The sequence below is a fragment of the Amycolatopsis eburnea genome (assembly GCF_003937945.1).
Taxonomy (GTDB): domain Bacteria; phylum Actinomycetota; class Actinomycetes; order Mycobacteriales; family Pseudonocardiaceae; genus Amycolatopsis; species Amycolatopsis eburnea.
On sequence record NZ_RSEC01000055.1, the window covers coordinates 104759 to 117844 of the forward strand.

The 13086-nt window shown below is 72.4% G+C and carries 12 protein-coding genes; 4 read left to right on the plus strand and 8 right to left on the minus strand.

Translation table 11 applies throughout. From position 1 onward, the window contains the following. Positions 1 to 22: 22 nt before the first annotated feature. Positions 23 to 973 carry a helix-turn-helix domain-containing protein gene (locus EIY87_RS25115; RefSeq protein WP_225440037.1) on the minus strand — a complete coding sequence of 317 codons (951 nt, stop codon included), beginning with the start codon at positions 971 to 973 and terminating at the stop codon, positions 23 to 25. A 157-nt stretch (positions 974 to 1130) separates the two neighbouring features. Here EIY87_RS25115 and EIY87_RS25120 point away from each other — a divergent pair, with 157 nt between their 5' ends. Then, the gene (locus tag EIY87_RS25120; protein WP_125312348.1) at positions 1131 to 1589 is read left to right on the plus strand and encodes an MmpS family transport accessory protein; all 459 of its coding nucleotides are present in this window, start codon (positions 1131 to 1133) and stop codon (positions 1587 to 1589) included. A gap of 17 nt (positions 1590 to 1606) precedes the next feature. Next, entirely contained in the window at positions 1607 to 2353 is a 747-nt protein-coding gene (locus tag EIY87_RS25125) for an ABC transporter permease (RefSeq protein WP_125312349.1), read from the plus strand. Here the strand turns inward: EIY87_RS25125 and EIY87_RS25130 are convergent. Genes EIY87_RS25130 through EIY87_RS25140 form a run of 3 tightly spaced genes read right to left on the minus strand, consistent with a single transcriptional unit; the run spans position 2337 to position 5358 of the window. Beyond that, positions 2337 to 3023, minus strand: coding sequence for a histidine phosphatase family protein (locus EIY87_RS25130; protein WP_125312350.1), 687 nt, complete (start codon positions 3021 to 3023; stop codon positions 2337 to 2339). The two genes, EIY87_RS25125 and EIY87_RS25130, sit on opposite strands and share 17 nt — an antisense overlap. Before the next feature lie 10 nt (positions 3024 to 3033). Beyond that, entirely contained in the window at positions 3034 to 4917 is a 1884-nt protein-coding gene (locus EIY87_RS25135) for a Na+/H+ antiporter (protein ID WP_225440038.1), read from the minus strand. A 33-nt stretch (positions 4918 to 4950) separates the two neighbouring features. Beyond that, positions 4951 to 5358, minus strand: coding sequence for a nuclear transport factor 2 family protein (locus EIY87_RS25140; RefSeq protein ID WP_125312351.1), 408 nt, complete (start codon positions 5356 to 5358; stop codon positions 4951 to 4953). Between the two features lie 56 nt (positions 5359 to 5414). On the opposite strand from EIY87_RS25140, the gene EIY87_RS25145 reads away from it, so the two are divergent. Next, positions 5415 to 6806: a carboxylesterase/lipase family protein gene (locus tag EIY87_RS25145; RefSeq protein ID WP_125312352.1), complete on the plus strand. Its 1392-nt coding sequence runs from the start codon at positions 5415 to 5417 to the stop codon at positions 6804 to 6806. Between the two features lie 63 nt (positions 6807 to 6869). Here EIY87_RS25145 and EIY87_RS25150 read toward each other — a convergent pair whose 3' ends face one another. The 4 genes from EIY87_RS25150 to rnhA form a co-directional block, all read right to left on the minus strand. Then, positions 6870 to 9944: a glycosyl hydrolase 2 galactose-binding domain-containing protein gene (locus EIY87_RS25150; protein WP_191984258.1), complete on the minus strand. Its 3075-nt coding sequence runs from the start codon at positions 9942 to 9944 to the stop codon at positions 6870 to 6872. Positions 9945 to 10058: 114 nt separating this feature from the next. Then, entirely contained in the window at positions 10059 to 11291 is a 1233-nt protein-coding gene (locus EIY87_RS25155; RefSeq protein ID WP_125312353.1) for a hypothetical protein, read from the minus strand. Positions 11292 to 11335: 44 nt separating this feature from the next. Continuing rightward, complete coding sequence (locus tag EIY87_RS25160) at positions 11336 to 11716, minus strand: YchJ family protein (protein ID WP_125312354.1); 381 nt, start codon at positions 11714 to 11716, stop codon at positions 11336 to 11338. Between the two features lie 32 nt (positions 11717 to 11748). Continuing rightward, on the minus strand, positions 11749 to 12210 hold the full coding sequence (rnhA, locus tag EIY87_RS25165; protein WP_086860213.1) for a ribonuclease HI: 462 nt from the start codon (positions 12208 to 12210) through the stop codon (positions 11749 to 11751). Positions 12211 to 12296: 86 nt separating this feature from the next. Between rnhA and EIY87_RS25170 the strand changes: the two genes are divergently transcribed. Next, positions 12297 to 13004 carry a Crp/Fnr family transcriptional regulator gene (locus EIY87_RS25170; protein WP_125312355.1) on the plus strand — a complete coding sequence of 236 codons (708 nt, stop codon included), beginning with the start codon at positions 12297 to 12299 and terminating at the stop codon, positions 13002 to 13004. Positions 13005 to 13086 lie beyond the last annotated feature (82 nt).

Sequence of the window (13086 nt, forward strand, 5' to 3'; positions counted from 1 at the left end):
ACTTCCGGTTGCCCGCGCGGGGTTACGCCGAATGGAGCCGATCACGCGCAGTGGTGTCCACAGTGGAGGCCGGGCGGAAGTAGGCGCGCGGGGTGAGCCCGGTGAGCGCCCGGCAATCGCGGCTGAGGTGCGCCTGATCGGCGTACCCGGCGGAGGCGGCGAGGGAGGCGAGGTTCGGCGCGTGCGGGGCGAGGGCGACGGCTCGTTGGAAGCGGCTGACGCGGAGGTAGGTGGCTGGGCCGTAGCCGACCGCTTGGACGAACCGACGGCGGAGCCGCCGTTCGCTGGTGGAGGGGGGATCCTCCGCGCGCTCGGCCGCGAGATCCGGTGACGTCGTGGCGGAGGGGTGGCCTCGGTCCGGGTGGGTGAAGGTGGCTGCGGCGAGCCTCGGGTCTCCGCTCGGCCGGGCGAGTGGTGCGGCGGCGCGCCCTCGGTCGTGCTGAGCGAGAGCGGCTGCGGCGAGCCCCGGGTCTCCGTGGGGCTGGGTGAGTGGTGCGGCGGCGTCGCGCTGCCCGAGCAGCGCCACCGCGTCGGCGACCCGGGGCACGCCCGCCGCCAGCCGGTTCACCAGCTCGGCCACCGCCGGGTCCGGTGGGGGCACCTCCGGCAGCCGGGACGCCACCGCCTCCGCCGGTGTCATCTCGCCCGCCAGCAACCGCTCGGCCAGCAGCTCACCCTCCCGCCCCCACAGCTCGCCCAGCGGGACCCGGCTGTCCCGTAGCTCGTCCGCCGCCACCCCGAGCACCGCGCCCGCGCGGCCGGGCACGAACCGCAGCCCGTGCAGCTCCGCCCCTGCACGGGTCACCGACGACCACGCCGCCGTGTCCGGGCCCGCGATGAACGCCTCGCCGTCGCCGACCACCAGGTCCAGGCAGCCGTCCGGGACGATCCGCTTCGGGCCCGCCGAAGCCGATCGCCACACGCAGCGCGCCACGCCCGCCAGGCGCTCCGGTGGTGCCGCCTCTTCGTACACACCCCGATCATGCACCCGGGGTCCGACAAAACCCGAGCCACACCCGTTCGGGTGAATGCCGAACTTCTCGGCACGGGCGGCTAACGCGGAGTTAGGTCACGGCGAGATATAGGCGACGCACTCGACGGAAGTGCGCGCGACGAGAGAAGACCTCTCCATGGGTGTTCCCACCGCGACCCGCGAGCACCGCGCCCGGACGGCCGGGAGTGTCGTCGTGGTCCTGGGTGTGCTCGCCGCGGCCTTCGCGGTGACGTCGTTCATCGTGCCGCGGTCCACCCGCGGACCCGCTCCGAAGGAGCCCGTGGCCGCGCCGGTCGCGCCGGCCGCCGTGCGGACCGTCAGTCGCACCGTCGTCTACGAACTCCTCGGCTCGGACGGTGCCCGCAACGTCACCTACACCGCCGCGGGCTCGGCGCTCGCGCAGCAGGCCCGGGTGCCGACGCCCTGGTCGGTGACGTTCACCCGGACCGGCCCCGCCGACCGCACCGAGTTCTACAGCATCGCCGCCCAGAACCCCGGGCCCGGCGAGCTGCGCTGCCGGATCCTCGTCGACGGCGTCGTCGTCGCGGAGAAGGCTGTCGCCGAGGCGGGGCGCCTCTTCAGCTGCGCCGTCTGAGCGGGAAGATCGGCGGCGTGAACGACGCCGCGATCACGTTCGGGCCCGCCTTGGTGGCGGTGCTGGTCCTGCTCGCCGTCGCGGGGGCCGCCGTCGTCCGGCTGGGCGGGCTCGGCCGCGGCCGTGACGTGCTCATCGCCGCCGCCCGCGCGGTCGCGCAGCTGGCCGCCGTCTCGCTGGTGATCACCGCGGTCCTGCGCTCGTTCCCGCTCACCGGCCTGTTCGTGCTGCTCATGTTCGGCATCGCCGCGGTGACGTCGGCCCGCCGCGCCGGCACCTGGGCGAACCTGCCGTGGACCGCGCTGGCCATCGCGGCCGGGGTCGCGCCCGTGCTGGGCCTGGTCCTCGGCGCCGGCGTCGTCCCGGTGAAGCCGATCTCGGTCGTGCCCGTCGCCGGCATCGTGATCGGCGGCGCGATGACCGCGACGTCGCAGGCCGCGCGCCGCGCCCTCGACGAGCTGAAGGCCCGCCACGGCGAGTACGAAGCCGCGCTCGCCCTCGGTTTCCTGCCGCGCCCGGCCGCCCTCGAAATCTGCCGCCCGAGTGCCGGGCACGCGCTCATCCCGGCGCTCGATCAGACCCGCACGGTCGGCCTGGTGACGCTCCCGGGCGCCTACGTCGGCGTCCTGCTGGGCGGCGCGGGCCCGATCGAAGCCGGGCTGACGCAGGTGCTGGTGCTGATCGGGCTGCTCGCCGCCGAAGCCGTCTCGATCCTGGTGACCGTGCAGTTCGTCGCGGCCGGGAAGCTCAGCCGAGCGGCGTAGCCAGGTGCGCGGTGTCGTTGAACCGCCGGATGATCCAGGTGTCGCCGTGCAGCACCAGGTGCGAGATCGAGCCGTTGTCCGCGCCGAGGAACGCGAACCGCTCCACCGCGCGGCTGGCCTGCGCGAACACCTCGCCGATCACGCCGCCGTGGGTGAACACCGCAACGCGCTGGTCCGGGTGCGCGGCCGCGATCCGCGTCAGCGCGCCGCGCAGGCGGGCGCCGAACGCCTCGTCGGACTCCGCGCCCGGGATGACGTCCCAGCGCTGCTCGGCCCACAGCCGGTCGACGACCGGGTGGCCTTCGGCGGTGTACTTGCGGAAGAGGCCGTTCTCCCAGTCGCCCAGGTGGATCTCGCGCAGGTCCGGCTCGACGACGGGGGTGATCCCGAGCTTCTCGGCCAGCGGCGCCGCGGTCTCCACCGTGCGGCGCAGCGTCGTCACGTAGATCGCGTCGATCCGCTCGCCGGCCAGCCGGTCGCCGACGCGCCGGGCGTGGTCGCGGCCGTCGGGCGCGAGCTCCGGGTCGGCCTGGCCGTCGACCAGCTCGAACGGGTTGTCCCCGCGGGCGGGAGCCGACTCGCCGTGGCGCACCAGGAAGATCTCCGTCGCGCCCGGGGGCGGGCTGAAGCGGTGCTGGCGGTACTCGATCTCCTGCTCCGGGGTGCTCATGGCCCCGACACTAGCCGAGTTGCTTGTCCACGAAACACCACCGCCACGTCTCGCCCGGTTCGAAGCTCCGCATGACCGGATGGCGGGATTCGTGGAAGTGCTGGGTGGCGTGGCGGCGCGGTGAGGAGTCGCAGCAGGCGACGTTGCCGCACTTGAGGCACATCCGCAGGTGCACCCAGGTGGTGCCCTCGGCGACGCAGGCGGCGCACGTGTCCGGCGAGCTGGGCTCCTTCTCGACCCACTCGTGCGCCAGGTGCTTGCACGAGCCCGCGGTCGCGGCCGGTGTGCGCAGCTCGCGGCCTTCCACCTCGGGTTCTTCCTCGTCGCGGTCCAGCATGGACTCTTCGATGTCCAGCCGTTCCAGGACGCGCCGCAGGACGTCGTCGTCGGCGCTGCCGCTGTCGCGGGCCTTGAGGAACTGGCGGCGCTCGACGTCGAGCAGCTCCAGCCGCAGCCGCCGGTAGGCGTCGCTCGGGGTCTCGGCCAGCGCGCTCTGCCTGCCGAGCTGCTCCCACGCCGAGTCGGCGCGGTGCTGCAGCCGGTCGCGCAGGCGCTGGATGATCTCCGGCGGGTCGTCGGGCTGCCGGATCTCCTCCAGCTTCGCCAGCGCCGCGCGGGTCATGTCGTGCAGGACGGCCGCTTCCTGCAGCGCGTCTTCCGCCGGGTCGGGCCGCGGCAGCCGCAGCCGCCGGATGAGCGTCGGCAGCGTCATGCCCTGGACGGCCAGCGTGCCGGCCACGACGACGAACGCGGCGAGCACCAGCACGGCCCGCTGCGGGGTGTCGGCGGGCAGCACGAACGCGGCCGCGAGCGTCACCACCCCGCGCATGCCCGCCCACGAGATCACCGCCGAGTAGCGCCACGGCCAGATCTTCGCCCGGGTCTTGCCGGGCAGCAGCCGCCGTTCGATCCGCTTGACCGTGCCGATGCCGACCAGCCACAGCACCCGGGTCAGGATGGTCGCGCCGAGCACGGCGACGCAGATCCAGGTGAGCGTCAGCAGCGACAGCCCGCTCTCGCCGACCTCCGCGAGGATCCGCCGCAGCTGCAGCCCGATCAGCAGGAAGACCATGTTCTCCAGCAGGAAGGCGATGGTCTGCCAGTTCAGCCGGGACGCCAGCCGGGTCGAGCCGGACAGGATCTGCGGTGCCTTGTGCCCGAGGATGAGCCCGGCGATGACCACCGCGAGCACGCCGGAGCCGTGGATCGCCTCCGCCGGGATGTAGGCGATGAACGGCACGGCGAACGACAGCGCGGTGTCGAGCACCGGCTCGTTCAGCCGGGCGCGGATGAACGCGGCCACGAACCCGACGACCAGGCCGACCACGGCGCCGCCGATGGCCGCGCGGAAGAAGTCGGCGCCGACCTGCCAGAGGCTGACCGACCCGGCCAGCGCGGCGATGGCTGTGCGGAGGGCGACCAGCGCGGCGGCGTCGTTGAAGAGGCTCTCGCCTTCGAGCAGCCGGATCAGCTTGCGGGGCATGCCGACGCGGCGGGCGACGACGCTGGCGGCGACCGCGTCGGGCGGCGCCACGACCGCGCCGAGCGCGATGCCGCCGGCCAGCGGGAGCCCGGGGATCACCGCCCAGGCGACCACGCCGACGCCGAGCGCGGTGAACACGACCAGCCCGACCGACATCAGCCCGATCGCCCCGCGGTTCTTCCGGAAGTCGACCAGCGACGTCTGGATCGCCGCCGAGTACAGCAGCGGGGGCAGCAGGCCGAGCAGCACGACCTCGGGGTCGAGGTGGTACTCGGGGACGCCGGGGACGTACGACGCGACGACCCCGACGACGATCAGGCACAGCGGGGCCGACCAGTCCAGCCGCCGCGCCACGGCGCTGACGACGAGGACCGTCACGACCAGCGCCACTATCTCTGCCGCGATGTGCACGGGGTAATCATTACCCGCCCGCCGCGGCGGGCGTCACCTGGCCAGCTCGGTGAGCACTTCGGCGACCAGCTGGGTGTCCATGTACTCGGTGATCTCGCGGATCCGGCCGCCGGTGAGCCGGAAGACGAAGCAGTACCGGTTGTCGTAGCGCGCGCCGGTCTTCGTGGCGACGCTACCCCGCGTTTCGACCACGACGACGTCGTCCTCGGCGACGAAGCGGCTCGCGGTGCTGGTGTAGGTGCCCTCGAACTGCTCGCCGAGCGGTCCCAGCAGGTCACGGCGGACCGAGTCCTTGCCGACGAAGCTGCCCGACCAGCTGTTGTGGCCGCTGACGGTCCACGTGACGTCGTCGGCCATGGCCGCGATCAGCGGGCGGATGTCGCCGGTGGCCCAGGCGTCGAAGGCGGTTCTCAGCAGTTGCTTGTTTTCGGCTGCGCTCATGGCTGGTAGTCAACACGCTGGAGCGCGCTCCAGGGCAAGTTCGTAGGCTGGGCCGCGTGACGACGGTGGAGATCGCGGCCGGCGCGCTGCGCGGGACCGAACACGACGGGGTCCGGACGTTCCTCGGCGTCCCCTACGCGGAGCCGCCGGTGGGGGAGCTGCGGTTCCGCGCGCCCCGGCCGGTGGAGCCGTGGAGCGGCGTCCGGGAAGCGACCGGCTGGGCCCCGCGGGCCCCGCAGCCGGAGCTGACCGGGCGCGGCTTCACCGGCGACGAGGACTGCCTGTACTTGAACGTCTACGCGCCCGCGGCGCCCGGCTCGTACCCGGTGCTGGTGTGGATCCACGGCGGTGGCGGCGTGATGGGCGCGCCGCACCAGTTCGACGCGTCCGCGTACGCCCGCGCCGGCGTGGTCGTCGTGACCGTCGGCTACCGGCTCGGCGTGCTCGGGATGCTGCACCTGCCCGGCGTCGCCGACTCGAACCCGTCCCTGCGCGACCAGGTCGCGGCGCTGGAGTGGGTGCGTGACAACGTCGCCGCGTTCGGGGGCGACCCCGGCCGCGTGACGCTCGCCGGGCAGTCCAACGGCGGCCGCACCGTCGGGACGCTGCTCGCGGTGCCCGCTACGCGCGGGCTCGTCCACCAGGCGATCGTGCAGAGCGGCACCGGTGTCGGCTCGGTCGTGCACACCCCGGCCGAAGGCGCCGCGATCGCCTCGGCGGTCCTCGCCGAGCTGGACGCCGTGCCCGAGGACCTCGCCGGTCTCCCCGTGACGCGGATTCTCGAAGCGCAGCAACGGGTTTCGGCGGTATCCGGGACCAAGGTGACGTACCGCGTGGTCGTCGGCGACGAGCTGCTGCCCGAGCGTCCGCTGGACGCCGTCCGCGAGGTCCCGCTGCTCATCGGGACGACGGCCGACGAAGAGGACCTGTTCAGCTGGCTGCAGTCGGGTGGCGCGAAGCTGCTCGGCGTCGGCTCGACGATGCTGAGTCCCGAGGAGATCGAGAAGGCCGTCGCAGCGTATAACGACCTATTCGACTGGCCCGAGGACCAGATCCGCAACCGGGCGCTGACGGCGGGGGACTGGTGGATCCCGGCGATCCGCTTCGCCGAAAAGCAGCCGGACGCCTGGATGTACCGGCTGGACTGGCGCATCGCCCCGCGCGGCAAGGGACTCGGCGCGGTGCACGGGCTCGACCTGCCGCTGGTGTTCGACGACATCCGCAACCGCAACTGGCGCTTCCTCTTCGCCGGCCGGACGTTCCCGGCCGAGCGGATGCAGGCGATGGCGACGGAGATGTTCGCCGCGTGGGTCCGCTTCATCGCCACGGGCGACCCGGGCTGGCCCCGCTACACCCCCGAAGACCGCGTCACGCACCTCTTCGACGACGTCTCGACGACGGTCTCCGACCCCGACCGCGCCCAGCGCCTCCTCTGGGACTCCCTCTGAGTGCCGTTAAGGCCACCTTACGGGCGTCAGACGCCCGTAAGGTGGCCTTGACGGCACTTTGCGCTAGAGGGTGATCTTGTCGACGTTCGGGCCGCCGTTGGCGGTCGTCGCGGTCGCCTTGATCTGGGAGGTGCCCGCCGGCAGCGTGACCGGGACCGTGACCGTCTGCCACGTGTCCCAGTTGCCGGTGCCGCCGAAGGCCACCCCGGACGCCACCTTCGTACCGTTGACCGAGATGTCCATCGGGCGGTTCGTCGTGGTGCCGTTGGCGAACCGCAGGACGACGTTCGCCGGTCCCGCCGCGGCCGCGGTCACGGTGAACTCCACCGCGCTGCCGGTCGCGTTGTCGTAGTTGACGAACCCGGTGCCCGTGTAGCCCAGGTGGTTGGACTCCGCGACGCCGTTGATGATCGTCGCGTCCTCGGCCTGGTAGTCGGCAGGCGTCCCGGGGCCCGCCGTGCCGTCCGCCGGGATCGTCTTCGTCCCGGTGTTCCAGCCCGCGACCCGCACGGACGGCTTGGCGCCCTTGAGGTCCGCGGTCCGGTACGTCGCCGTCAGCGTGGCCGACTCACCCGGCCAGAGGCTGACCTGGTTGTCGGTCCACCGCACCGGCAGCACCGGCGCGCCCGCCGCGCCGACCACGTGCGCGTCGACGAAGAACGCCGGCACCTTGCCGGACGCCGGGTTCGTCAGCGTCACCTTGGTGGTCGTGGTGCCGTCGGCGTTCGCCGTCGAGGTGGCGGTCGACCCCAGCGATACCTGGGCGAGGCCGTTCAGCCCGGACAGGTCCGCGTAGGCCGACTGCGGCGTGTAGTACCAGTCGCTCGCGCCCCAGTTCAGCGTGTCGGCCTTGGTGGACAGCCAGTACACGTTGCGGCTGACCTCCTTGCCCGAGGAGTCGGTGAGCACCAGCTTCGCCAGGTACGTCGTCGACAGCCCGCTCACCGAGCCGATGGTCAGCGCGGTCGTCTTCGCGCCGTCGCCGCCCACGGACACGGCCTTCGACTGGTCGTACTTCGCGGTCCCGTCCAGGTTGAACAACTGCACGCGGGCGGTGAGGCCCGACGCCGCGTCGTGGTTGTGGTTGACCACCACGACGGACTTCGTGTCGTACGAGTACTGGATGTGCAGCGGCTCGTTCGCCTTCTTGGCCCCGAAGTAGGAGCCGTTCTGGTCGAGGTAGGCGTCGAACAGCTGCCAGTGCAGCGACGTCCAGCCGCTGTTGAGCATCCAGTAGATGATCCCGGTGGCCGGGTTCGTGCCGTCGCTGAAGTTGCGCGAGTGCGACTCGAACTCGGCGCGCACGTTCTCGTACTGCGCCAGCTGCGCCTTCCGGACGTAGTCGTCGAGGCTCGCGGGCTTGCCGTAGCGGTTGGTGAGCGCGTCACCGAAGAGCTTCAGGTTGCCGAACGTCGAGGACGAGGACCGGTGGTACTGCGTGGCCGACGGATTCTTCCACAGCGTGTCCAGCTCACCGGCCGACATCATCCGCTTGAGCGTGTCCATGGTCGGGATGTCCGGCCCGGCACTGGTTTCGGAGTTGAAGCTCCACGCGCCGCCGAGGTCGCTGTGCGCCTTGTCGTACCAGTAGTTCGGCGGGACGTAGTCGTACGGCCCGTTCATCTTCATGCCGGACGACCCGAGCTGCGGCGACGACTTCGCCGACGCGGCCGGGACCACCGGGGTGGGCCAGTCCGCGGCGCTCAGCGCGTCGAGGTAGTTCTTCTCGATCGTCGCGTCGGGCGCGAAGTCGCTGCCGATGAGGAAGGAGATGACGCTCGGGTGGTCGCGCAGCCGCTCGGCCTCCGCGGTCATCGACGCCTTCGCGACCGGGTAGTCCGCGGCCGTCCACGGGTCACCCTTCTCCTCGCCGTTGACCTGGCCCTCCCACTTGTCGCAGCACTCCCAGCCGGGCAGCGTCAGCACGCCCATCCGGTCGGCGAGGTCGAAGAACTCGTCCGGCTCGATGTGCCCCTCCAGGCGCACGGTGTTGAGCCCGAGGTCCTTGACGTAGGCCAGCTTGTCGGCCGCGTACTGCTCGTTCCAGCGCAGGAACAGGTCCGGCGAGTAGCCGCCGCCCTTGATCAGCAGCGGGCGCCCGTTGATCGTGTACGCCCGGCCGCCGCTGGAGTTCTTGTTCGCCGTCACCGTGCGCACGCCGAAGCTGGAGTGCGAGGTGTCCGACGCCGTCCCGCCGACGGCCGCGGTCAGGTCGAGGTCGTAGAGCGGCTGCCCGCCCATCCCGGCAGGCCACCAGACCTGCGGGTTGTCGATCCCGATCACCGGGAAGGTGACGGTCTTCTTCTCCTTGGCAGCCAGGGAGATGGTCTGGCTGATCGGTTTGCCGGCGACCGTGCCGGAGACGGTCGTGGACACGGCGGCCGCGGAGTCGTTGCGGACGTCGGCCTTCACCGTCAGGTCGGCGTGGGACAGGCCGGTCAGCTTCGTCACGACGTGGCCGCCGCGCAGCGCCACCGGGCCGCTGCGCCGGACGAGGACGTCCCGCACGATGCCCATGTTCTGGTCCGGCGGGGTCTGGGCCCAGTCGATCCAGCCCATCGACAGGTCCTTGTTCGGGTCGTTCGGGTAGACCTTGAACGCGACGCTGTTCGTGCCCGCCTTCACCAGCGAGGTGATGTCGAGGTCGTGGCGCGTGTAGGCGCCGGTGACCTGCGTCTTGTCGGCGACGCGCGTCCCGTTGACCCAGACGTCGGCCTTGGACAGCACGCCGCTGAAGTCGAGGTAGGTCCGCTGGGTGGTGTCGGCGACGGTGAGGTCGGTGCGGTACCACCACGGGACCTGGAAGTCCGCGACCGGCACGTTCTTCATGTTCGTCGAGTAGAACGGGTCGGCGTACTTGCCGTTGGCCAGCAGGCCGGCGTAGACGGTCGAGCGCGGGCCGACCGGGTACCAGCCGGACGTGTTGTACCCCGGCTTGGAGACCGCCGAGTCGTCGCTGACCTGCGCCGACGTCTGGATCAGGAAGCCGGGGACGGCGGTGGCCGGGCTCGCGGCCGCGACCGTCGCTCTCGCCTGCTCCTGCCCGGTGGCGGCGGGGGTGGCCGCCCCGCTCACCGCGACGGCCAAGGCGACCGCCGACAGCAGCGTCGTCCGTGTTCTTCTCTGCCGATGACTCACTAGCGCGCCTCCTAGGCACCGCGGCGGCGAGGGACGGGTTTTCGTTAGTAAAGTTCCCTAACAATTGCGGACGATCGTAGCGGGCCGATCACGCGGAGAACAGGGGCGTTTCGGTCAGACCCGGGCCGCCTGCCACGCCGCCGCGGCACGCAGGGCCAGCAGGAGCGGCAGGGAGCCGTCCTCCCAAAGCCGTTGAGGAAGTGCCTCGCTGAGCGGGACACCGTCGGCCAGCGCGGCGCCGATCGCGGCGAGGTCGACGTCGAAGAGCGTCAGGCCGGCGCTGTAGAGCCGCTCGCCGCTGACCGGCCGGCGCCGGGCGACCTCTGCGCTGTCGACGGCCAGCTCGGTGAGCCCGAAGAACTCCGGCTTGGCGCCGCGGTCCATCCAGCGGGCGAACCCGACGACCTTCGTCCCGCGGACGTCGTCGGGCGTGAGGCCGCTTTCCTCGCACAGCTCGCGCTCCATCCCGGCGCGGACCGCGGTGTGCAGCAGGCGTCGCGCGCCGCCGTCCGGCGTGCGCAGGTCGCGCGGTTCGAGCGAGCCGCTGCCCGACGGCGCGAGCAGCAGTCCGCTCACGGCGTTGAGCGCCGACTGCCGGACGGTGACGAGCTTGCCGTCGGTGGTGAACGCGACCGTGGAGACGCCGACGTGGTCGGCCAGTGAGCTGCTGCTCAGCTCGCGCAGCGCGCCCGCGGAGTCGGTGAGCTCGGCCTTGCGCAGGTCGTACTCCTCGCCGGTGCCGGTGCGGGTGATGCGCAGGGTGCCGAGCTCGTTCGAGCAGACGGCGTCGAAGAACCGGGCGCGGTGCAGCCGGATCGGCGCGGGCCGCGCCCCGGCGGCGGGCAGCGGGTCGCCGCGCATGCCGACGACGGGGCCGTTGAACAGCAGCCGGCCGCGGGCCCGCAGCGGGAGGACGTGCGGCGCGGTCGCCTTGAGCGACGCCGGCAGCCGGTAGGGCTCCTCGGCGACCTCGATGGTGTGCCGCCCGGTCCAGAGGTCGCGGTCGATCGCGGCGCTGACCAGCGCGGTTCCCCGGGCGGGCACGGCGACGTACTCGGCTTGCGGGTACGCCGACGGCGGCGGCAGCTCCGCGGTGGGGAAGGGCGCGGCGATGGTCGTGAACTCGAACCCGGCCCACCGGCGGCGCAGCAGCCGCACGTCCCGGGTGAAGGTGGTGACGCCGAGAGCGAGCGCGACGACCGAGAGCACCACGCCGATCGCGCTCGGCAGGATGGTGACGACCCCGAGCAGCACCCCGAGCCCCGACGCGGCGAGCGGCCATTCCCGGGCGCCGAGGAAGCCGAGGTAGTCCGCCTTGGCCCGGGCGCGGCGCGTCAGTTTTCCCATCGCCGCACTGTTTAGCACGACGGCGGCGGTGCGCGGGACGGGTTTCAGGCTTCGGCGTCGAGGTAGACCCAGTGGCCGTCGTCACGCCGGAAGCGGCTGTTCTCCTCCAGGACCCCGTCGCGCCCGCGGTGGCGGTAGTGCGCCCGGAACTCGACCGTGCCCTCGGCGTGCAGCAGGCCCCCGCCGGTGCGCCCGAGGATCTCCAGCCGAGTCCACTCCTGACCGGGATCGAGGTCCAATCGCCGCGGCCGGGTGTCCGGGTGCCAGGTCCGCAGCAGATACGCGGTGTCGCCGACGGCGAAGGCACTGAACCGCGACCGCATCAGCAGTTCGGCCGTCGGCGCGGCGAGCGCCCCGGTGTGGAACCGGCCGCAGCAGGCGGCGTAGGACTCGGCGAGACCACACGGGCAGGGGGCGGGAGGCACCGGGGAATTGTGCCACGACCGTCCAATGGGGACTAACCGGCGTTGACCGGCTTCCCGCTCTCCCGCGCCTCTTGCGCCCCGCGCACCGCCAGCCGGTCGGCCCGCTCGTTCTCCGGGTGGCCCGCGTGACCCTTCACCCACAGCCATTCGACCTGGTGCTCGCCGATCGCTGCGTCGAGGCGTTGCCAGAGGTCCGCGTTCTTGACCGGTTCGCGTGCCGCCGTCTGCCAGCCGTTGTTCTTCCAGCGGGGCAGCCACTGCGTGATGCCGTTGCGCACGTACGTGCTGTCGGTGAACACGCGCACCTGCGACGGCCGCGTCAGGGTCTCCAGTGCCCGGATCGGGGCGGTCAGCTCCATCCGGTTGTTCGTCGTCGGCGTGGCTTCGCCGCCGTACAGCTCGCGCTCGTGCTTGCCGTAGCGCAGCACCGCGCCCCAGCCGCCCGGTCCGGGGTTCCCGCTGCACGCGCCGTCGGTGTAGATCTCCACGTCCACGCGGTGACCCTATCGGTTCCGGTGCTCGCCCAACGCCGCCACGCCGGGTTACGGTGGGCATCCGGAGCGGAGCGGGGATCGGGGCGATGAACGGGCACGACGACACGGCGGACGGGGCGCTCCTGGCCTACCTCGCCGACGCCGATCGCGAGTACCTGCTCGCCAGGGGCACCCGGCGGCGGTTCCGGGCGAACGACGTCGTGCTCATGGAAGGCGACCCCTCCGACCACGTCCACGTGCTGGTTTCCGGCTGGGTACGGGTTTCCGCGATCGTCGAGGACGGCCGCGAGGTGCTCTTCGGGCTCCGCGGCCCCGGCGAGGTGCTCGGCGACCTCGCGGCCGTGACCGGGCGCCCGCGCACGGCGTCGGTCCGCGCGATCGAACCCTGCACCGTCTTCCAGCTGACCGGCGCGCAGTTCATCGACGTCCTGCACGCCCGGCCCGAGATCGCCATCGCGACGATCAAGACCGTCGCGGCCCGGCTCCGCAACGCCGAGTCCGCCAGGGTCGATTCGGCGGCCCTCGACGTCACCCGGCGGGTCGCGGTGCACCTGCTCCGGCTGGCCGAAGAGCACGGGCGGTCCGTCCCGGAGGGCGTGGTCATCGAGGCCGCGCTTTCGCAGACCGACATCGCCGCCCAGGTCGGCGCCGCCCGGCGGACCGTCGCCCGCGCGCTGCGCGTGCTGCGCGAGCGCGGGATCGTCGAGACCGGCCGTCGCCGGATCCTCATCCGCAAGCTGCGCGTGCTGCAGGCCTTCGCCCGTTCTGAGCCAAACGGCACACAAGGGCAGTGACAGCGGGCATCTGACGACCGCCGCGACCCGGCGATGCTGGAACCCGGCCGGGAAATGAATGCGATGCCCCCGGCCGGGATTC